The 18,920-nt window shown below is 48.5% G+C and carries 21 protein-coding genes and 1 pseudogene; 16 read left to right on the top strand and 6 right to left on the bottom strand.

All coding sequences use genetic code 11. The features are described from left to right. The 4 genes and pseudogenes from AC3WQT_RS14040 to AC3WQT_RS14025 form a co-directional block, all read right to left on the bottom strand. Window positions 1-191 (bottom strand): annotated as a pseudogene (locus tag AC3WQT_RS14040) (hypothetical protein); the annotation flags it as partial. 454 nt (window positions 192-645) lie between these two features. Then, window positions 646-786 carry a phage tail protein gene (locus AC3WQT_RS14035; protein WP_492704567.1) on the bottom strand — a complete coding sequence of 47 codons (141 nt, stop codon included), beginning with the start codon at window positions 784-786 and terminating at the stop codon, window positions 646-648. A gap of 227 nt (window positions 787-1,013) precedes the next feature. Beyond that, the gene (locus AC3WQT_RS14030) at window positions 1,014-1,316 is read right to left on the bottom strand and encodes a hypothetical protein (protein ID WP_492704566.1); all 303 of its coding nucleotides are present in this window, start codon (window positions 1,314-1,316) and stop codon (window positions 1,014-1,016) included. Window positions 1,317-1,698: 382 nt separating this feature from the next. Beyond that, the gene (locus AC3WQT_RS14025) at window positions 1,699-2,901 is read right to left on the bottom strand and encodes a class I SAM-dependent methyltransferase (protein ID WP_492704565.1); all 1,203 of its coding nucleotides are present in this window, start codon (window positions 2,899-2,901) and stop codon (window positions 1,699-1,701) included. A 1,361-nt stretch (window positions 2,902-4,262) separates the two neighbouring features. Between AC3WQT_RS14025 and AC3WQT_RS14020 the strand changes: the two genes are divergently transcribed. Both AC3WQT_RS14020 and AC3WQT_RS14015 read left to right on the top strand, forming a co-directional pair. After that, window positions 4,263-4,514, top strand: coding sequence for an acyl carrier protein (locus AC3WQT_RS14020; RefSeq protein WP_492704564.1), 252 nt, complete (start codon window positions 4,263-4,265; stop codon window positions 4,512-4,514). 2 nt (window positions 4,515-4,516) lie between these two features. Continuing rightward, window positions 4,517-5,734 (top strand): beta-ketoacyl-[acyl-carrier-protein] synthase family protein, encoded by a 1,218-nt coding sequence (locus AC3WQT_RS14015; RefSeq protein WP_492704563.1) that lies wholly within the window; start codon window positions 4,517-4,519, stop codon window positions 5,732-5,734. 60 nt (window positions 5,735-5,794) lie between these two features. On the opposite strand, the gene AC3WQT_RS14010 is transcribed toward AC3WQT_RS14015, so the two are convergent. Both AC3WQT_RS14010 and AC3WQT_RS14005 read right to left on the bottom strand, forming a co-directional pair. After that, window positions 5,795-7,240: an eCIS core domain-containing protein gene (locus AC3WQT_RS14010; protein ID WP_492704562.1), complete on the bottom strand. Its 1,446-nt coding sequence runs from the start codon at window positions 7,238-7,240 to the stop codon at window positions 5,795-5,797. 35 nt (window positions 7,241-7,275) lie between these two features. After that, a complete protein-coding gene (locus tag AC3WQT_RS14005) occupies window positions 7,276-7,659 on the bottom strand; it encodes a Rap1a/Tai family immunity protein (RefSeq protein WP_492704561.1) in 384 nt (127 codons plus the stop codon). A gap of 465 nt (window positions 7,660-8,124) precedes the next feature. Between AC3WQT_RS14005 and AC3WQT_RS14000 the strand changes: the two genes are divergently transcribed. The 14 genes from AC3WQT_RS14000 to AC3WQT_RS13935 are packed head-to-tail and all read left to right on the top strand — an operon-like array spanning window position 8,125 to window position 18,914. Beyond that, window positions 8,125-8,532, top strand: a complete 408-nt coding sequence (locus AC3WQT_RS14000; RefSeq protein WP_492704560.1) for a hypothetical protein — start codon at window positions 8,125-8,127, stop codon at window positions 8,530-8,532. 41 nt (window positions 8,533-8,573) lie between these two features. Further along, the gene (locus tag AC3WQT_RS13995) at window positions 8,574-9,458 is read left to right on the top strand and encodes a hypothetical protein (protein WP_492704559.1); all 885 of its coding nucleotides are present in this window, start codon (window positions 8,574-8,576) and stop codon (window positions 9,456-9,458) included. 10 nt (window positions 9,459-9,468) lie between these two features. Then, window positions 9,469-10,275, top strand: a complete 807-nt coding sequence (locus AC3WQT_RS13990) for a hypothetical protein (RefSeq protein WP_492704558.1) — start codon at window positions 9,469-9,471, stop codon at window positions 10,273-10,275. Further along, complete coding sequence (locus tag AC3WQT_RS13985) at window positions 10,272-10,922, top strand: Pvc16 family protein (protein WP_492704557.1); 651 nt, start codon at window positions 10,272-10,274, stop codon at window positions 10,920-10,922. The genes AC3WQT_RS13990 and AC3WQT_RS13985 overlap by 4 nt, the downstream gene beginning before the upstream one ends. Continuing rightward, window positions 10,919-11,500 (top strand): peptidase associated/transthyretin-like domain-containing protein, encoded by a 582-nt coding sequence (locus AC3WQT_RS13980; RefSeq protein ID WP_492704556.1) that lies wholly within the window; start codon window positions 10,919-10,921, stop codon window positions 11,498-11,500. The genes AC3WQT_RS13985 and AC3WQT_RS13980 overlap by 4 nt, the downstream gene beginning before the upstream one ends. 20 nt (window positions 11,501-11,520) lie before the next feature. Next, window positions 11,521-13,179 (top strand): phage tail sheath C-terminal domain-containing protein, encoded by a 1,659-nt coding sequence (locus AC3WQT_RS13975; protein WP_492704555.1) that lies wholly within the window; start codon window positions 11,521-11,523, stop codon window positions 13,177-13,179. Window positions 13,180-13,229: 50 nt separating this feature from the next. Then, window positions 13,230-13,676: a phage tail protein gene (locus tag AC3WQT_RS13970; protein ID WP_423004975.1), complete on the top strand. Its 447-nt coding sequence runs from the start codon at window positions 13,230-13,232 to the stop codon at window positions 13,674-13,676. A gap of 17 nt (window positions 13,677-13,693) precedes the next feature. Then, window positions 13,694-14,020 (top strand): hypothetical protein, encoded by a 327-nt coding sequence (locus AC3WQT_RS13965; RefSeq protein WP_492704554.1) that lies wholly within the window; start codon window positions 13,694-13,696, stop codon window positions 14,018-14,020. A gap of 17 nt (window positions 14,021-14,037) precedes the next feature. Beyond that, window positions 14,038-14,205, top strand: coding sequence for a DUF6760 family protein (locus tag AC3WQT_RS13960; protein ID WP_422640262.1), 168 nt, complete (start codon window positions 14,038-14,040; stop codon window positions 14,203-14,205). A 1-nt stretch (window position 14,206) separates the two neighbouring features. Further along, window positions 14,207-14,719, top strand: coding sequence for a phage tail protein (locus AC3WQT_RS13955; RefSeq protein ID WP_492704553.1), 513 nt, complete (start codon window positions 14,207-14,209; stop codon window positions 14,717-14,719). Between the two features lie 11 nt (window positions 14,720-14,730). Next, on the top strand, window positions 14,731-16,620 hold the full coding sequence (locus AC3WQT_RS13950; protein ID WP_492704552.1) for a hypothetical protein: 1,890 nt from the start codon (window positions 14,731-14,733) through the stop codon (window positions 16,618-16,620). Beyond that, the gene (locus AC3WQT_RS13945; RefSeq protein ID WP_492704551.1) at window positions 16,620-17,264 is read left to right on the top strand and encodes a CIS tube protein; all 645 of its coding nucleotides are present in this window, start codon (window positions 16,620-16,622) and stop codon (window positions 17,262-17,264) included. The genes AC3WQT_RS13950 and AC3WQT_RS13945 overlap by 1 nt, the downstream gene beginning before the upstream one ends. Then, entirely contained in the window at window positions 17,257-18,303 is a 1,047-nt protein-coding gene (locus tag AC3WQT_RS13940; protein WP_492704550.1) for a phage late control D family protein, read from the top strand. Before AC3WQT_RS13945 ends, AC3WQT_RS13940 begins: the two co-directional genes overlap by 8 nt. After that, complete coding sequence (locus AC3WQT_RS13935) at window positions 18,300-18,914, top strand: phage baseplate assembly protein V (RefSeq protein ID WP_492704549.1); 615 nt, start codon at window positions 18,300-18,302, stop codon at window positions 18,912-18,914. Before AC3WQT_RS13940 ends, AC3WQT_RS13935 begins: the two co-directional genes overlap by 4 nt. Window positions 18,915-18,920: the final 6 nt, after the last annotated feature.

The raw sequence follows: 18,920 nt of genomic DNA, 5'->3' as shown, positions 1-18,920 counted from the left end.
GTTTCTTCATCATGTTGAGGCCTCTTTGTGATTGAGTTTCCTCTTATTTCACTGTCCTGGCAAATTAGACCACTACAGCCGTCTGCCTTTGTTTTGAGGCGGGTGTTTGTCCTTAGCTTATTGAACATGCTGGCTTTTTGCTTTTTGATGCGGCCTTGTTTGCCGCGCAGGTCTTGGACGAGATTGACCACCTATACAGCGGGTGGTTGGAGTAGCTCTCTACGCAAATCCCCTGTAGCGATATAACCTGTGATCAGCGCGCTGTTCAAATCCATCTGGCAACCAGCCTCTTGCGAGGATCCTATCGGTGATCAATGCCATGTTTATGCCGACGGGATCAAGTAGCGATTGGTGAACGGCTAGCATAAAATCTTTGGGAGAACCTTCGAAGGCTGCGACGAGAGCGAGAGCTTCGTCAACAGTGCGAATTAGGATGATTTCGATCATGTCGTATAAGGTATTTAAATTTTAGAAATGTTCAAGTAACCGATAACGCAAAAGCAGGCGTTCCGTTTTTTGTGGAAACCGTGATGATACCTTTATCAAATCTGTTATTTCGCGTAAAACGGGCTACGTGGCCATAGAAACCCACTTCCAGCCCGTTGCCGCTTGGGTTATGCTGCAACTATACTTTATAGATGATGTTTAAGGTGTAGGCGTATTCAAACGAGCGTGAGTGGTGTGCAGGCTGCCTTTGTCGGCGAAGACGAGCAGCTTGTCTGGGTTGGGCTGTAGATCGGCGACGGCAGTGGTTAAGTGGGCGCGCAGGCTGTTGGGTTTGTACAAGCTATCTCTGCGTATTCATCACGGTGCTGATGGCGTGGTAGCTGTCTATGCAGGCGTTTAGTTGGCGGATGCAAGTGATTTTTAAGTCTTGCCAGGCACAAAAGTTGCCATGGTGAGGATGTCACAAATCTGTAAGGTGTCAGTCTTAAAATGAAGCTGACATCTCCTCGGTGTTGATTTGCTTTCAAGCGGCCTGCGGGCTGCTTTTTTTTTGAGGAAGTGTGTGTTTAGTCGTTAGTGATGTAGTAGTTGCACATGGTTATCAAGCCGCTGAGTTCTGCGACGTCTTCCCTGGTGATGAGTATGTCTCTTACTTCTTGAATTTGAGTTCGGCTTGGTATGATTTCTGTGGGGCTTTTGCACATCCAGTTAATCAATATAGCCGTGATCTTTTTGGGCTTGAGTTTGGCAACTTCTTTGCGTGTCGGGACGCGAATGTCGAGGGATTTATCTATATCGCCAGATGCCCATCTTTTTGCTGCCCGCAGATTTTCGGGTGGTACACCAAAGTGTTCGTAATAAGACTTCATAGGCTATGCTCCGTTTTTTTCGGTTGAAGCGCAGATGCAATCGACAGGAACTCATTATATAGGATGCGTGCGCTTTAATACGGGATTGCATATTCCTATTCTAATCAGGTACCGAGGTGCGACTTATATTGCTAATCCTATTTATTGAGTTTAATCAAACATATGTGAATTCATCTTCCCTGGGTATATGCGAGGCTTCACTCAGGCGCAGCCAGAAAAGCCCATCTCAGCATGGGTTTCTTTTGACTCAAATGAGAGTCACGGTGTTGATTTGCACTGAAATTTGATGGTCTACTTTCCGGGATAATTTGCATCGGTTGTGATCCATGTTGACATACAATTCTATTTGTCTTGATGAGTAGGGGCTGGGTGAGTAGCTTTGCTATTGATAGAGATTGCGCCTTGACCATAAAAGTTTGTCTGGTGTTTTGCCTGCTTTGCCGCAGACAATTTGGAAAAGTGAAATCCAGTCTTTATTAAATGCGTATTCGCAACCGGCAAGGTAAACTCTCCAGATACGATATTTTCTCTCGCCTACCAGGTTCCTGATTTCATCGTCATTGCGCTCGAACCTTTCTTTCCATAGGTTGCAGGTCCTGGCGTAGTGTCTTCGTAAATTTTCTACGTCATAGACTTCCAGTCCTCCTTCTTGCATGGATTTTAATGCCAGGCTAATGTGGGGAAGTTCGCCGTGAGGGAATACATATTGCTCTATAAATTCACCGTTTCCATAGGGGGTTTCGCCATTGTCGGCATCGGTAGAGGTGATGCCATGATTCATGACCAGCCCGTTTTCATCAAGCAAGGAGTTGATTTTCGAAAAATATTCAGTTAAATGGCTGAGGCCAACGTGTTCAAACATGCCCACACTTGTGATGCGGTTGAATACGCCTTCGACATCCCGGTAATCCTGAAGTCGAATTTCAATCAGGTTACTCAAACCTTCTTGCTTGACTCTTTGAAGAGCAAGTTCAGCCTGGTTTTCGGACAAGGTAATACCTACACACCTTGCGCCATAAATTTTTGCTGCGCGTATGACCAGGGCTCCCCATCCACATCCGATATCAAGCAAGCGGTCGTCTTGGGAGAGTCGAATTTTTTTCAATATATGATCAATTTTCTTTATTTGGGCAGTGTCCAGATCCTCGTCACCATTTTCGAAATAGGCACAGGAATACACCATATTTTCATCAAGCCACAAGCGGTAGAAATCGTTTGAAATATCGTAGTGAAATTGGACGGCTTGCTTGTCCTTATCTTTGCTGCGACGTAATTTGCGGGATATGCGTGAAAACTTTCCTTCCAGTTTAAGCGTGTTCTCTGCCAATAAATTGCCGATGGAGATAATTGCACCTGGTTCACCATAGACATCAATCTTCCCGTCAATATAAGCTGTACCAAGATTGAATAGTGAAGGTGTGAGCAGATAGCGTAAGCCAGACACATGGGGAATTCGAACTATGACCTGAGGGAATTCTGTTGAGAAGTTTAATTGCTGACCGTTCCACAGTTCAACACGCAGCGGTATATCTGAACGGCTGCGCACCATGTCGGCCCAGCTTTCAAATTTTTTTTGCCAAAACATAATTACCTCTCAACAATCTGAAATTTAATTTCTCCCGGGCTCCGCAATAAAGCCTGAATAAGTACCTGTCTTACATAACGAATCTTCTACTGCCGAGTAACAGCAAGCCATTTCTTAAGCTAAACGAGCTACCCGTCGCGATGAGGAAATTATTTTTTCTTGTGAAATATTTCCTTGAAATATTCATTGGTTTGACGAATTCATACAATAACAAAGACTTGCGTGTCGCCTTTAAAAAGAAGTTTATCTTTTTTTAATTTTTTCATCTGCATCAAAACTCCGCAAAATTAATATCTGCAAAAGCGCCATCGCCACTAGTAATGATGACGTCTGTTAAACGAAGATTTCTTGTCAGCGTTTTTTTGATATGGCTTGTCGCGCCATGGCCGGGCTCGCTGTGTTTGATCGCTTCAAACAAAACGCCGTTTAATCGATTGCATCATTCTTCTTCAGATTGAGGCCCTTGCTTGCAAAATATTGATATTTTCTGAAGAAAATTGGCACTGCGAAATCAACAAGAGGATATATGCCAGAGCTTTCAAAAAAAACTGCAAAGCCTGCTAGTGAGGCCATGGTAAACACGGTTCTGGCATCAAACAGTCGGTAAATGTAAAAACAATTTGTAGGCGCATGTCAATTTTGATGGTAGGAAGAAACTTACAAAATAGAAGTTGAAGCACCGAAATTTCCCAAGAGAAAGGGTAAGTGTATTTGCTGAATACATTCGTTTTTTCGACGGCTGTATTACAAGCATCCGTGCAGGCTTTGCTTGCGAGCTGCTTTGCCTTGGTCTTGTAGATGTGGTGAGAATTGATTGGTATCTTGCCATACGTTTTAAATATTTCTTAAGCAAACAACCCAAACCAGCTCATCGGATTTGCCGGGTTCTTGCATAGTTTTCTGGGAAATATTTGGCAGCACGATGAACCAATAAACTTGAATCAGAAGTTTTATCATGACTACCATGCAAATCAAACATGAGTCTTTCATTTTCCAACGCAGTGGCTTTGGCCTGGTCCTGGGTAATACGGGCTGTGAGCTTAGCCAGCGACCCCTGCATGAGTAGCGCATTTTTTAAAACTTGTAAGCGTCATTCCAGCCTCACACATCCAAAGGATGCGGCAATCAAACAACACTTCGCCGCTGAGTGTTGAACCTTGTGCCTGGAAATGGGCGCATATATCCGTAGATGTTAAAATTGCATTTTAATTGCCATTTAATTACTCAATGACAAAGGCACTTGGCGCATGCTGGCAGCCAATATTTTAAGTAAATTATTGAGCAAATAATTCGGTGGCACCTGTGGTACGCATATGTGCAGGTCTTCATCATCAACTGATCTAAAATTATCGGGTGCTTCTATGTTGAAAAATACTGAGTTAAAAGAACGTCTTTTCTCAATGTTGCCGAAAGAATTGACGTTGCCACATGAAGAGTTGACGCGCGAATCTAAGCTTCAGGAAATTGGATTTGATTCGTTGGCTCTCATTGAATTTAAGTTTGAAGTTGAAGATGCATTTGGTATCCGTTTTGGTCAATTCGTCAGTCCACCAGTTACATTGGGCGAAGTATTCGACCAAATTGAAGAAGCGATCAATCTGGCGGCAGGGTGATCATGAATTTAACGCGTGTTGTTGTCACCGGGATAGGCATCGTCTGTCCCTCCGGTAATTGGCCTGGGCAGGTGTTTGATAACGTTGCTGCCGGGCGCTCTGCAATTCGGCTGTTGCCTGCATCTGCCCGTCAGTCACCTGTGCTGTTGGCAGCCTTTGTTGATGAAGCCGTGGCGCAGGAGAGTGCTAGCAGCGATCGTGTTGCTCAGTTATCACTGGCCGCTGGGCGGCGTGCTTTGGACAATGCCGGTCTGCTGGAACGTCCAGATTTGTTGACCGAAATGGCTATCCATTTGGGTACGGGCAGTGGTGGCAACGCAACGCAAGATGCTGCATTCCATCGGCTATACGCGGAGAATAAAGATCGCATTGCGCCAATGTCTTTACCGCGCGGGATGATGAGTGCTTCTGCGTCAGAGATATCGATCAAGTTTGGTATTCGCGGCCAAAATAATACCTATGCGGTGGCATGCGCGTCTTCTTCTGCGGCTATTGGCGAAGCCTCGCGAACTATCCGGCACGGGTATGCCGATCGTGTGCTGGCCGGGGGTAGTGAAGCATTGCTTACTTATGGTGTGCTGCATGCCTGGCATGCACTATGTGCCTTGGCTCCGGCGGATCAGGATGTTGCTGCTTCGTGCAGACCATTTTCAAAAGACAGGAATGGGCTGGTGTTGGGGGAGGGGGCAGCATTTCTTGTGTTGGAGTCTTTGGATTCTGCATTGTCACGTAAGGCAAGCATACTTGCTGAACTTGTCGGTTTTGGCAGTTCCTGTGATGCCAGTCATATTACCCACCCGTCGGTGGATGGGCAGGTAAGAGCCATGCGCCTGGCTTTGAAGGATGCAGGTATAAACGCGGACGCAGTTGATTACATCAATGCTCACGGTACGGCGACAGTGGTAGGGGATGCCATTGAAGCGGAATCGATACGAACGGTATTTGCTCATCGCAGCGAGGCAGTGCCGGTCAGTTCAACGAAGGCCGTGCATGGTCATTTGATGGGGGCTGGTGGCGCAGTTGAACTTGCTCTCTCGTTGTTGGCGATGGAGCATGATCTGATTCCGCCAACGGCAAATTGTCGTGAGCCGGATGAGAGTTTGGGAATCGATGTAGTGACTTCGGCTCGCCACAAAAATATTGATTGTGTCATGTCGAATTCTTTTGCGTTTGGCGGAAGTAACAATGTGCTGATTGCGAAAAAATACCGGGCCACATAGGCACTGCGCAATCAGATTCAAGGTCAGGAAAATGTCTTGCCACAATCCTTGCGCCAATGATCAATCAAAATTATTTTCATCATCAGATTTGTCACTGACATATTCCGATTTTTCAGACTCCGATTTTTCAGATTCATTATCTGCCTCTTCTTCCTTTTCATCGTCCAGTCTTTGTTTTTTTAGCGCTTGTTTCTCTTTCAGTGCGATTTTTTTGCGTTTTTTCTTGCCTTCATCCGACAATTTGCGCTTGCCCTTCACTTTGGGTACGCCTTTAAGGTTACCCAGGCCATTTCTGCGCATGTACCGACCCGCTTTGGTTCTGTCTCCTGCAAATTCAGCAATAACAAATTCGCTAAAACTGCTGTACTTGTTGTACAGTTTCCGCGCTTCGTCAATTTGCTCTTGACGGGCCAGTAATTTAAGTTGTCGCTGCCTGTCGGCCTCTTTTTTGAGAGTTTTGGCATGTTTTTTTGTTATACCACCTTCTTTGATGGCATTCTTGATGTTTGGTATGTCTTCCTTGGTGACGGATTCGAAGTAAGCTTCTGCGACGTAGACATAGCGTTCGCTAGTGGTCCAGCCACCACTTTTACCCAGGATGTGACGACGGTCTGAGGTGATGTCGATCAATCCTTCTTTTTTGTCATCCAGATGGAGAACGATATCGGGATATGAGACACTGCCCATGTCTTCGGAACGCTGCCTGGTCCAGTTCAGTGGCAGGTCGGCTTCATTCATCAGCGCATATACCCGCTCTTCCATGGCATTACCGACATGCGTGACAGCCATATTGCTATTACGCTGAAGTAAATTGAGGAAAGTGGCAATTTTTGCGCCAGTCCAGTCCTGGATTTTGCCTGTCATCAATTCATCATAGGCTTGGTCGACCAAGTCGCTGACAATGTTGGCAAAGTCTTTGCAGGCCTTCAGGTTTTTTTTGCTGGTGGTTCCGGCGGCATCAAAATCTTCATCCAGTTGGCGTTGGATCAATCCCCTGTCGCTGGGTAGTACGAATCTCTGTGGTTGAGAGGCGCTGCTCTGCAGTTGCATGGCCTGGCTGCCACGCTGGTCGGCCTCTTGTTCCAGTTGTTGATTGTCGTTAATGGCAAGGCCATTGGCATGTAGCGTGGGCTTGACCCGGCCTTCGGCTTGTTGTACTACGTGCCAGGCTTCATGTGGCAAGTGCTGCTCTTGCCCCTTGGCCAAATGGATATTGCTCCCTTGGGCATAGGCCAGTGCATTGAGTTGTCGCGGTTTGCTGGAGTTGTAATGGACGCGAACATGATCCATGGACATGCCGGATAAAGTTTCTATGCCAGTCTTGAGTGAGTCTGACAAACCAGTCTGGTTAGGCTTGTTGCGCAACTGCATGGGGCTGCGTGCATATTGGTAGTTGCCCATGGGATCAAACCCGGGTTGTTGGGCTGATGCTGGTTCGGCAGCGTGTGCAGGTTCATCTGCCTTGACCCTGGTTTGTTTTGCCGGGCGAGTGAATTGACCATGCATGTTTGTCTCGCTTGGCCGGTAAACTGGTCAGCGCATCAGGAGCCAACGCATGGGTAGTTCTTGCTAAGTGCTATGTACAATGACAGGCTGCCACTTTGGCTTAAGGATTCCGGGTTGCTCTGCAAGAATTTGGTAAACACGCGGGCCACTTGCTCGTGGGTCACGCCACCTTCGGGTGGGCAGTAGAGTTTGGGTGTCTTGCTGATTTTGCTGTTAAGCGCCAGGGCCTCGCGAAAACCGGAAATATAGGTCATGCAATTGAGGGCGGACAAGCTGTCTTCCAATGTCATTTGCGCTCCATCTGCCTGTTTCACAGCAGCCTCACATGCCCTGAGAAAATATGCGCCGTCTTTGGCTTGCACCTGTGGCGTCAGGCTAATGCTGCAAATGAATATGCATGTCCAGAATAATTTTTGCATGTCAATCTCCGTTGCTGTTGAATGCAGGGTGCATGCCACGGCACGATGCGTCGCCGGAATCCGGCAAACTCTTTTACATCACCTGATCAGACCAGTTTTTTGCAATGCCTGTCTTTATCAGGATGAGAATCCTGCACAACCTGCCATCGACAGAACTTGCAGGGAACCCCCTATCAATTCAAACAGGCAAATTAAAAGCCGATTGCCATATTAGCATTTAAAATAATAAATAAGCTAAATAAAAAGACAATATTGTTGCGAAAAAGCTAAAAAATATTTAGTTTTAAAAAGATAACTTTACTTATGGATTTTTCATCTAATTCGGATGTACGATGACCGCTCGTAATTGAATCGGTTACGAGAGAAACAGGAGCGACGAATTTAGCCATGCTGCAAATGTTCTTTGCTTTTGCGATGTTTAGAAGTCTTTTTTGGAATAATTTTCTAATTTAAAAGGATGCTATTATGTCTACTTTTGCGTCAGGTACTATTACAGTCAGTAATGCAACTCCTGGTCAGTCAGTTGCAATCAATATTGCTCCTCAACAGGGCTTCGCATGGAGCTCAGGTAACCCAAGTGATCCCAATAATAGTGGCATCACGCTGTCAACAACCTCTGGTTCGCCTGTTCCTGTCAATTCTTTCAGCATGACAAATCAGGTCATGCAAACAATTACGGCTTCCGGTGGCTCCAGCTCGGGCTCTTCAACTGTTTCGTTCAGTATCGCCACTTATATTTCTAATGCGAATACTGGCGGTTACGTTGGCATGAGTTGTACTGCAGATCCAGGTGTGACGGTGACGTTTGCATTCTCCAATTCCAAGTCAGTCACTCTGACCAGCGCACAAGTTGGTGTGATGTGGCCATCCTGAGTCTGATGACCAGTTAGCCATGCCCGAACCCCGCACTCAGGTTGCCGTCAGACCTGTTGGGCGGGTATGGGGAAAACAAGAATCGAAATAATTGTGGATGTGATTTTTCCAACACGAAGGAAAGTTTCATGAGTGCCCGCAAAAATGGTGCCCCATCCAAGACAAAATCGCCTGAGGTTGCTGCAGGTGATTCGACTGTTCCGGCTGCGGAGGCAGCAATAGAGCAGGTGGCACCAGTCCATGTTGAAGATGCTGCTGTAGAACAGGTGGCCTCAATTCATGCTGAGGGCGCTCCAGTTATCGATGTGCCTGAACCGCAGGCTACATCGGCAGCTGCACCCGTGATTCTTCCCGAGGTTGCCATTCCACCTGAAATAGGCAGTCATCCGGACTCGGATGTTTTGCGATTATTGCAGGAGCAAGCCAGCTCTTTAGGTGCAGACGGTAGTGACGATGTTGATGTTGAATTGAGCGAAGAGGAACGGCTTTATCTAAATTCGCACCTGAAAGCCAATCCCCTGCACCAAGTTAATGAGCATTGCTTTACCGAAGTCAATGTATTCCGGCAAATGAATATCACGTTTTATAACTTGCGGGCCAACAGCAAGGCGTTTCTATCTATCCGGCCTGATCAAATGGCGATCTGGAGCGAAGGGGGGGAAAGCAGCAAGATGGTGGGCTTGAGTTTTTCAACCAGTACTCAACCAACCCTGTATTTGCGTAATTTTCTGATCAATGCACGTGAAATGTATTTGGAAACTTATCAGGACTGCAGTGAAATCAATATTGGCCTGTACGTACGCACTGAACAGTTTCAGTTAAAAGGCCGAGTCGATTTGCCTCCTGGTGCAAGCGTCACGATGCAATCGCGTTGCGACCGCACCAGCATCATTGGCCTGAGCTCGTTTGGTATTGATCTGGAATAGGGAAAACACCATGATCCGTGAACTAATACCTGTTGTTCTGAAATTTGACAACGTCGCGGCCAATTCAAATATCAATTTCATGTTTACCACGGCAGGGGTGAGTTGGTCCTTGGGTGCACGTTCAGGTGACAGTTTGGGGTTTTCCATGTTATCCGAACAAACGGACGACAGTTTTGAGTCTTGTATCCAGAAAATCGAATTCAATGAGCAAATGCTGGCGATTACGACCGCCAACAACAATGGAGGCTTAAGTTCGTTTGCTCTGGCTTTGTCTCTGAAGGTGACACCAGGGGTTGATTATCTGCAAGGGTATTGCACGCTCAATAATGAAGCCAGCGTGATGGCGTATTTTGGTGCGCAACGTGCCAACGAATGGCGTAACGGCCGCATCAGCGCGGCGTTGCGTGATCCTGCTCATGAGTATCGCAGTGTCTTGATTTCAGTGCATGGTGCGCGACCTGGAAACCGGATTTCGCTTGATGTCACTACCAAAAAAGGCTTGGGTAATGTCTATTGGTGCCTGGGACCACCGTTCTCAGAATCGGGTGGTATACGGCTCATGGGCTTGAACGGCGGAGTCCCCCTCAACTACATGTCGTATGGCACTTCGGTGTTGACCTTTGAAACCGCGAAAACCCAGGACAACGATAATGAAGAGATGGAGTTTTTAATGCTGGCATATATAGGCTGGAATCCTGAGACTTTACCTTACATTTATCTGAAAGCCAGTTGTGACGGTCATATCAGCATGTATGCGCATGTCGGCAATCGTCAACCACAATTGGTCAGTCAAACCTATACGGTGTTTACGCTATGAGTGACGCATCGTCCAGCGTTGACAGTGGCCAGGTGCTGCGCTGTGTCAGCGAATCGCTGCGCAACCTGATTCGCGCTCATATTTCGGAATTGTCGTCGGAATCGGCGGTGGTGTTTGAATCGCCTGCTGACATCGACAGCCAAGGGGAAACCAAGCTGTCATTATTTTTGTATCAGCTTGAAATCAATCCGTTTTTGCGCAATACACCGGCGACACTTAATCGCCAGCAAGGTGCAAATGGCATGCCAAATTCACTGACGGTGACGGCACCTCCGCTGGTGGCAGACCTGCTGTATATGATGGTGCCGTATGCGCGTTCGGCAGAACTGGAACTGGTACTGGTGGATAAACTGGTGCGACTGTTTCATGACGTGCCAGCCTTGTATGGACAATGGCTGCATCCGGTGTTGCGCCAAAGCGGCAATGAAGTGATTCCCATTGTGCCGGACTTTAGCAATTTTGAACGCTTGCATAATATATGGAGCGGCTTTCCCAACAAGCCCTATAAATTAACCAAATTGTATACGCTGTCCCCTGTTCGCATACCGTCAGGGGATGTAAGCCAGGTCAATATGATCACGGAAGGTGATTTAGTGGCGGAGCAGCGACCAGTTGACACATTGCTGCAAACGGTGGAGCAAACATGATCAAGCTGTCGGCAGTGGTGCAGTTGATTGACGGTTTTACAGGTCAACCAGCAGAAGCGCTGGCGGTGAGTTTTCTGCTGGACGGCAAACCAGTGGCAGCACAGGCAAAGCAGCAGGCGTTCTATGCATTCCCTGACCTTGATGATGGGCAATACCATCTCAGGATTATTTGCCATAAGCCGTGGTTTCTGGATCAGGAAGTCAAGTTGCAGGTGCCGTTGAGCGAGCCATTGGTTGATGCCATTACGGTTGTCACGATGCTGCCCGGACCAGCCTACCCTTATCCGCCGGGCACTACGCTGATTGCAGGGCAGGTGCTCGCAGCCCGACAGCAGCCAGTGTCAGGAGTTGACGTGATGGCGAATTACCAGACTGCACGCGCCAACGCCAAAACGGCCAGTACGCGTTCTTTTGGTGATGGTCGTCATGCGGGCTGTTTTACTCTGGCCCTGAGGGGTAATCTTGCGCCACAAAGTGCGGTGGTATTGAGTTTCAGTAAACCCGGTTTGAAGAGTGTGCAAAAGAGCGTCACAGTGCAAAGCGGAATAATGCAGTGTGTGTCTGTTGAAATGCAATAATTGATAAGGGAAGAACTATCTTGGCTACTTATAAACATCCCGGCATATATATACAGGAAGTGCCAGGCACTCGCAGCATTCAGGGCGCCTCTACTTCAACTCCGGTCTTTATTGGGGTGACCGAATTCGGGCCCATTGAACAACCGACACTGATCACCAGTTGGAATGCCTACCAAAGTGCGTTTGGGAATCTGGCCTGGTACGCGATGGTGTCCTGGACTGTCTATGAATTTTTTAACGAAGGCGGTACGGCATGCTGGGTGGTGCGCTGTTCCGATACGGCTGCGGCCAAGGCGGCGACCGCGACCCTGAGCAGCCTGGTTGTCAATGCAGTGACCGCCGGTACCTGGGGTAATTCGCTGGGCGTCATGATCAGCAATGGCAGTACGCCGCTTGCCGCTGGTGGTAGCACGCCGGTATTTAATCTGAGCGTCACGGTAGATCAATCTAAAATTGGCCTGAGCAGCACGGCGGCACCGACGCAGATCGGGATGCCGAATGCTTTATTGCAGCGCTATGTGCTGCAGAATAATCTGCAAGTTGAGTCTGGGCAAACCTATTATGTGCTTGAGTCGTTTAACGGATTTACTGGCAACAGCTTGATAGGCGATGCCGGAGCATATAGTCCGATCGCGACCAAAATCAACAGCAGTTCCATGTTTATCCGCATTGCACCGAACGCAAAGGCGATTACCACCAGTTCGCGGCCAGCCAATACCGCCACGCCGTCGGCTTTAAAAGGTGGTACCTCACCCAACTACAATTTTACCGCGGCCACTGCCTTGCTGCAAAAAGTCCAGGGTATCAGCCTGCTTTCTGTTCCTGATATCACTACCTACGAAAAAACAGGGGACAGCAATCCATTATTAACTCAGGGCACGCTGATCAACCAGGAGCTGTTATTCTGTGAAAACTCGCAACAGCGAAATCTGTTTTATGTCATTGATCCTCCATTTGGCCTGGATGTACAAGGTATTTTGTCATTCAAAACCGGCCAGGGTAGTGCCACATCAGGCAACCCCAATGCATTGAGTTCGGACTTTGGTGCAATTTACTATCCGTGGGTGTACATCTACAACCCGATTGCTGGTGCCAATGTGCCGATTCCTCCCTCTGGCCCCACTTTAGGTCGTTATGCTTATACCGATACCAATGTCGGGGTATGGAAGTCACCAGCTGGCGTGGATGATGGTGCCTTGTTGACGGCGGTGTTGCTGGATCAGAGCATTACTGATTCGGATCAGGATCAACTCAACCCTGAAGGCATCAACGCGATTCGCAACTTTATCAATTACGGCAACGTGATTTGGGGCGCGCGTACACTGGCTTTGAATACTGAATGGACGTATATCAGCATTCGCCGTTTGTTCATCTATGTCGAGCAAAGCCTGAAACAAAGCTTGCAATGGGTAGTGTTTGAACCTAATGACCAAACCACCTGGTCGTCAGTGACGCGGGATGTGACCGCTTTCCTGACTACGTTATGGCAGCAGGGTGGCCTGTTTGGTGCGACTGCACAGGAGGCATTTTTCGTGACTTGTGATGCGTCGAACAACCCGCCCAATACCAGGATGTTAGGGCAGATGTTCATAGATATTGGTCTGGCACCGGTTTATCCGGCTGAGTTTGTGATTTTGCGGATGTCGCAAAAAACGGCTGCGCCGGATTCGGGCGGTTAATCTGACCCGACTCCCCTCAAAAAACCAGATGACAGATTGCGGAGAAAACAATGGCTACAACTTTAACTGACCCCTACCGTGGGTTTCTCTTCCGGGTTGAAATTTCCGGCATTCAGATTGCAGCATTTTCTGAGGCAACCGTGCCTGATATCACGGTTGAAACCGTGGACTATCGCGAAGGCACCGATCCGGTGTGGAAACGGCCATATTCTGGCCTGACCAGCTATGGAAAACTGACCTTGAAAAAAGGGCTGACAGATTCCATGGATTTATATAACTGGTTCACCCTGGTATCGACCCAGGGTTCAACTGCCACAGGTGCCCAGAAAAATGTGTCCCTGATCCTGGTGGATACCACCGGGGCTGACAAGGCACGCTGGAACGTTATTAATGCCTTTGCCAGTAAATATGAAAGTACTGGCTTGAATGCATCGACCAGCGATGTGATGGTGGAAACTTTTGAATTGACCATGCAATACATGGTGCGTGTCTCTTAACCCTGGAGTTATGTCTCATGAATGTGATCAGTACAGAAGTGGAATTTACCTTGCCCATAGGCTATCGCGACGCCGACGGCAATTTGCACAAGAACGGGGTGATGCGGCTGGCCACTGCAGGGGATGAAATCTTGCCGCTCAAAGATCACCGGGTCCAGAATAATCCGGCTTATCTGATCATCATCGTGCTCTCACGTGTGATTGTGCGTTTGGGAAGCCTGGATATTATTAATACTAAACTGGTGGAAGATTTGTTTTCTGCCGATTTTACTTATTTGCAAACACTCTACAACAAGATCAACCAGGTTGATACGGACGAAGGGCAGGGCGGGGCGGGAAAGTAGGGCGCGTACCCGAGCAGCTGTATGCAGAAATCGCTTTTATTGCTTATCACTTTCACTGGTCGTACGAGGCAATTTTGGCGATGGAGCATGCAGAACGGCGACGGTGGTGCGAGCAAATTTCCAAAATCAACAAAGCCATGAGCAGTGATGATAATCATAAGAGTTTGAAAAATCTGGGAGTATGAGATGGTACTGGGTGTAAATGCTGCCGCTGGTTTAGCTCAACGTCAGTTGGGTGTGCATATTGACCCGTTCAAGGCTTACAATTTTTTTGTGGAAGTCGAAGGTATCCTGGTAGGCGGGTTTTCATCGGTGGAGGGGCTGGAGTCTCGCACGGAAGTCAAAACCGTACGCCAGGGTGGAGTCAATGATTCGGAATACAAACTACCCGGTCAGATGACTTATTCCGATATCGTGTTAAAAGCTGGAGTCACAGCACTTGACCCTATGTGGCTGTGGTATCAATCCACCTTGCAAGGACAGATCAAACGCAAGAACGGTTCAATTTATATTCTGGATGATTCCGGTTTGCCCAGTGTGTGGTGGGACTTCTTCAATGCCTGGCCAATATCCTGGCAGGGGCCAAGTCTGGATGCAGGGCAAAACATGATTGCGACCCAAAGTTTTACCCTGGCGCATGAAGGTATCAAGAAAAGCCTGGCAAGCGTCGCATATTCAGCCGCCAAGGGGATACTTTGATGGCACTGGGCATGCGCACCGCTAGTGCCAATGCTGCCAGGGCGAACAGGCCGCAGGTACTACGATTGATCAGCCTGCTTAAACTGAGTCAGACCATGCAGGTAAATCACGATGCAGATATGCCACCCACCATGGCGTATTTGAAGTTGCCGCAGAATGTCACCCAGAATCATTTCACCCATATTGTTCAACGCATTCAGTGGCTACAAATGCAGCAACGATTGCTGGCGCAGGGCGTGGGTAAATTCCTGCAAAAAGAAATGCAGGCCAGCAGAAGCCCCTTGCAGAAAGGGGGCAAGGCCGGACGGCAGGCAGAAAGTAATGCGTTGGGTAAGCGACTTTCTCATGCCATGCTCTCGCAACAGACCTGGGTGCGCTGGCTGCAAACTTTAATCATCAAGTCGCAAGCCCGCAATGCCGGGCTAGTGCCAGTGCTGGCTCCTGCATTACTGACCATGCCGAGCATGCCACTGGGTAAACTGGCCGGACAAGGTTCATCACCTTTGCTGACACGTCTTTTGATGCAGCACAGCGCTGCGCTCATGATGGAACTTTCTGGTCAACGGAGCAGGCAGACTGCCCATGCGCAACTCAGTCCAGGCATCCATGCCGGAACCAGTTCTGCTTTGGTCCTATTGCAGCGTCAGGTTATGGCGCGAGCTCGCCCGGTCAGAAGCAGTATTGGGACCGACAGAAAAATATCAAAAATCAATTCCAGGTCCACAGCGCAAAGCCATGTCGGCAGCATGTTTTCAGCCATGCACGCACTGAGTGTGACACGTAGCAACAGGCTTGAACGCATGTTACTGCGCCTGCTGACACCACCGGGCAAGATGAAATACGAATTTGCTGAGCAGGGGCGACATCTGATCAATGTGATGCGTACTCATTCGAGTGTAGCGTTGGAAGTGCGGTCTGGAGCAAGAGCGCTCATCGAAACCCTGTTACCCTGGTATTTGCGTTCCCGTTTACGTGATGTTGGCAATTCATTGGCGCAAACTTTTTTGCAACAAGGGGCGCAGAAACGCTGGCAACGCACTGTGATGCGGGCACATGAAGTACGCGGAGCGGCTGCCGAGAGTATGTTGTTGCGTGTATTACATATGCGACCGGCCACAGTTAAGGGCATGTCAGGTGCAGCCCGCCAGAACCAGTCAGCGGGGCACGCAGTGGCGTCGATGCTACGTGCGCAAGTTGATATGATCTGGCAAACCAGCTTGCGTCAATATGTATTAAGACAAACTGGACGTCGCTTGCCAGCCTATTCGTCATCACCAGTTCTAGGGCGACGACAGGCGAATCTGGAACAGCCCATGCTGCGTCAGTCTGATGCAGACCGTGCCAGTCTGTCACATTTGGGTAAGGTGGCGCGCTGGCGTGAAATGGCGAGTCGTATGAATGTTCCTGACATGTTGGCATTGATCAGGCGGCGTAGCTCACTGGTCGCCGTGCATCGTATTCATCCGCCAGCACAAGCCGAGCACAACACGATGTCTGAGCCAGCATCGGTGCGACTTACTTTAGCGCAGCAGGCATTAGGACCACCTATGGTTCAGCCACTGTATCAACACGGTATAGCTGCACAGAATGCAGAACTGATACCTTATCGTTCACGTCAGAGCGTGACACAGGTGTTGCGCGAAACCCATACCAACCGTTCCTGGCAAGCTGGTTTGCAAGTTGAAATGAAAAAACTGATAGAAAGCCAGTTGACGACAGTAGAACGTTCTATTCAAATGAAAGTCGTTCAGGAGCTGACTCAACGCAATCAAAATACCATGCATCAGGTAGTGGTTGACTCACTGTTTTCCCCACCCGTCATGCGGGTTTTGACGGACCGCTTGTGCAGCGCAGTTGAAAAGCGTACTGCGATTGAACAATATCGCAAAGGAGCCAATTGATGCTGGAAATGGCCAAGATCGTGGTGCAGCAAACCCGCGAAGAAATTCCGGTGATGTACAACCCGACAGAGTTGTCGCTCAACAAAACCGTGATGGTGCAGGGTGAGGGTTCGAACATCCAGTTTCAGCGCGTCAATAACGATGACCTGACGGTATCACTATTTTTTGATACCTACGAACAGCAAATCGATGTGCGTACCAAGACCAATAAAATTGTAGCATTGACAGTACCCAGCGTAGGTACCAATATCCGCAAGGAACCACCAGTGGTGGTGTTTACCTGGGCCGGGCCATTGTTTACCGGTATTGTGACCAAGCTGGATCAAAAATTCACGATGTTTTTGAGTTCCGGCATACCGGTTCGGGCAGAGCTGTCGGTGACGTTCAAATCCGTTCTGACGGAAGAAGAAGATTTGCAGGCGCGCGGTTATTTTAATTGTCGCCAGTTATGGCGCATCAAGGAAAGTGACCGTCTGTACCTGATTGCCCAGGATACGTTGGGTGATGCCAATCAGTGGCGCTTGATTGCTGATGCCAACCAGATTTACGACGTACTCAATTTCCCCCAGATTAAGGATATCGGACGCAACCTGATTATTCCCGACGTGCATGCTGATGGTTTTCCGGGAGTGAGCAATGCTTAGCGTCAATACTGGGGCTTTCAAGATTCTGAAAAATCGCAGTGCCTTGCCCAATTCGATTTTGGCGAATATTCATGACGTGCAAGTGACCAATGAAATCAATGTGCCAGGCATGTTCAGTTTTTCGCTCAACATTGTTTCCAGTAATGGTACATGGGAAGATGTTGATCTGGATGTGTTCAAGCCAGGTGATGAAATTACCATTTTCATGGGCTTGAATACGCTGCATCAATTGATCAGTGGCGATATTACCGCAGTCGAACCGAACTTCAGTACCCGCTCATCCAATGCAGTGATCCGCGGGTTTGACCGCATGTACCGACTGAAGTTTGGCAAGCAAACCAAAACCTATGAAGACTTGAACGACAATGCCATTGTCACCCAAGTCGCACGCTCTTGCAGCCTGACCGTTCAAACCCCTGGTAACCCGGCACTGGTGAATCAGTACGTTTTGCAAAGAAATATCTCCAACTACAAGTTTGTGCTAAATCGCTGCAAGCAATTGAACTATGAAATCCTGATGGATGATACTGCGTTGATATTCCGCCCTTCTGCAGAAGGTGGCAGTGCACTCAAGACCTTGCAGTTTCCACGTGACATGGATGATGTCAACCTGAACATGAAGCTGCCTACGCAGGGGGATGAAGTCACGGCTACGGGTTACGACATTGAGACCAACAAAGTGCTGATAGCAGTGGCAGCGTCAAGCACGCCACAGGAAACCATGGGAGGCAGCGAAACCGGATATCAGGCGGCAAATGATTTTCCCAGTAGCCAGATTTTGGTGGAGTGCCCCAATATCAGCGACCCGCAAGCCTTGCAGGCGGTGGCCAAAGCGCAGTATCAGGCCAATTTACAAAGCTTCATCGAAGGCAGCGTGAACCTGGTAGGTGACAACCAACTGGTGGCCGGCGTCAATATCAAGCTGACCGGCCTGTCAACCCGCTATAACGGTATTTATTACATTACCTCCAGCACACATAGCTACGACGATAGTACGGGTTACAAAACCACGCTGAAGATCAGGAGAACCGGCATATGATGAATGACGATATGGGCGAATTCAGCCCAGGGGTAGCACTGGCGACGGTCAGCAACACCCGAGATGAGCAAAATCTGGGGCGTATCAAAGTGAAGTTCTCACTCAAAGGCGCACAGATAGAATCGGACTGGGTTCAAATCATGAGTTTCTTTGCCGGAACCAGTAGCGGGGCTTTTTTCTTGCCGCAAGTCGGCGATTCTGCGCTTGTGGCTTTTGCCGATGGCGATCCGAGCAAACCCTATGTACTGGGCTTTTTGTGGAATGGACAGCAAAAACCGCCGGTTGCCAATGTGGAGCAACAGCAAACTATCCGTGTGATTAAAACCAAAGGTGGCAAGACCATTACCTTTGACGATTCTGATCAAGGAAAAATCAGCATTGTCGACAACAAAAATAATCAAATCCTTATTGATACCAGCGCTAATAAAATCAGCCTGATCAGCCAGGGTGATATCAGTATCAGTGCTGTTGGCAGCATCAATATCAAAGGTGCCCAGGTGGTGATACAAAATACCGGTGGCAGCGTCAAGGCTGATCTCACTGCAGCCAGCATGCAACTGACAGGCGGTACCAGTCTGAAGCTGTCGGCCAGCATGATCGATATCAACTAGGGAGCA

Source organism: Undibacterium sp. FW305-107, assembly GCF_058788535.1.
This window is presented reverse-complemented; position numbering and strand designations above follow the sequence as displayed.

Bases quoted from the DNA above. Each gene is read 5' to 3' on its own strand.
- AC3WQT_RS14030 (WP_492704566.1), bottom strand. From the start codon at position 1,316: ATGAAGTCTTATTACGAACACTTTGGTGTACCACCCGAAAATCTGCGG.
- AC3WQT_RS14000 (WP_492704560.1), top strand. From the start codon at position 8,125: ATGTCTACTTTTGCGTCAGGTACTATTACAGTCAGTAATGCAACTCCT.
- AC3WQT_RS14025 (WP_492704565.1), bottom strand. From the start codon at position 2,901: ATGTTTTGGCAAAAAAAATTTGAAAGCTGGGCCGACATGGTGCGCAGC.
- AC3WQT_RS13955 (WP_492704553.1), top strand. From the start codon at position 14,207: ATGGTACTGGGTGTAAATGCTGCCGCTGGTTTAGCTCAACGTCAGTTG.
- AC3WQT_RS13990 (WP_492704558.1), top strand. From the start codon at position 9,469: ATGATCCGTGAACTAATACCTGTTGTTCTGAAATTTGACAACGTCGCG.
- AC3WQT_RS13965 (WP_492704554.1), top strand. From the start codon at position 13,694: ATGAATGTGATCAGTACAGAAGTGGAATTTACCTTGCCCATAGGCTAT.
- AC3WQT_RS14005 (WP_492704561.1), bottom strand. From the start codon at position 7,659: ATGCAAAAATTATTCTGGACATGCATATTCATTTGCAGCATTAGCCTG.
- AC3WQT_RS13940 (WP_492704550.1), top strand. From the start codon at position 17,257: ATGCTTAGCGTCAATACTGGGGCTTTCAAGATTCTGAAAAATCGCAGT.
- AC3WQT_RS14020 (WP_492704564.1), top strand. From the start codon at position 4,263: ATGTTGAAAAATACTGAGTTAAAAGAACGTCTTTTCTCAATGTTGCCG.
- AC3WQT_RS13950 (WP_492704552.1), top strand. From the start codon at position 14,731: ATGCGCACCGCTAGTGCCAATGCTGCCAGGGCGAACAGGCCGCAGGTA.
- AC3WQT_RS13945 (WP_492704551.1), top strand. From the start codon at position 16,620: ATGCTGGAAATGGCCAAGATCGTGGTGCAGCAAACCCGCGAAGAAATT.
- AC3WQT_RS13985 (WP_492704557.1), top strand. From the start codon at position 10,272: ATGAGTGACGCATCGTCCAGCGTTGACAGTGGCCAGGTGCTGCGCTGT.
- AC3WQT_RS14015 (WP_492704563.1), top strand. From the start codon at position 4,517: ATGAATTTAACGCGTGTTGTTGTCACCGGGATAGGCATCGTCTGTCCC.
- AC3WQT_RS14010 (WP_492704562.1), bottom strand. From the start codon at position 7,240: ATGCATGGTCAATTCACTCGCCCGGCAAAACAAACCAGGGTCAAGGCA.
- AC3WQT_RS13970 (WP_423004975.1), top strand. From the start codon at position 13,230: ATGGCTACAACTTTAACTGACCCCTACCGTGGGTTTCTCTTCCGGGTT.
- AC3WQT_RS13980 (WP_492704556.1), top strand. From the start codon at position 10,919: ATGATCAAGCTGTCGGCAGTGGTGCAGTTGATTGACGGTTTTACAGGT.
- AC3WQT_RS13935 (WP_492704549.1), top strand. From the start codon at position 18,300: ATGATGAATGACGATATGGGCGAATTCAGCCCAGGGGTAGCACTGGCG.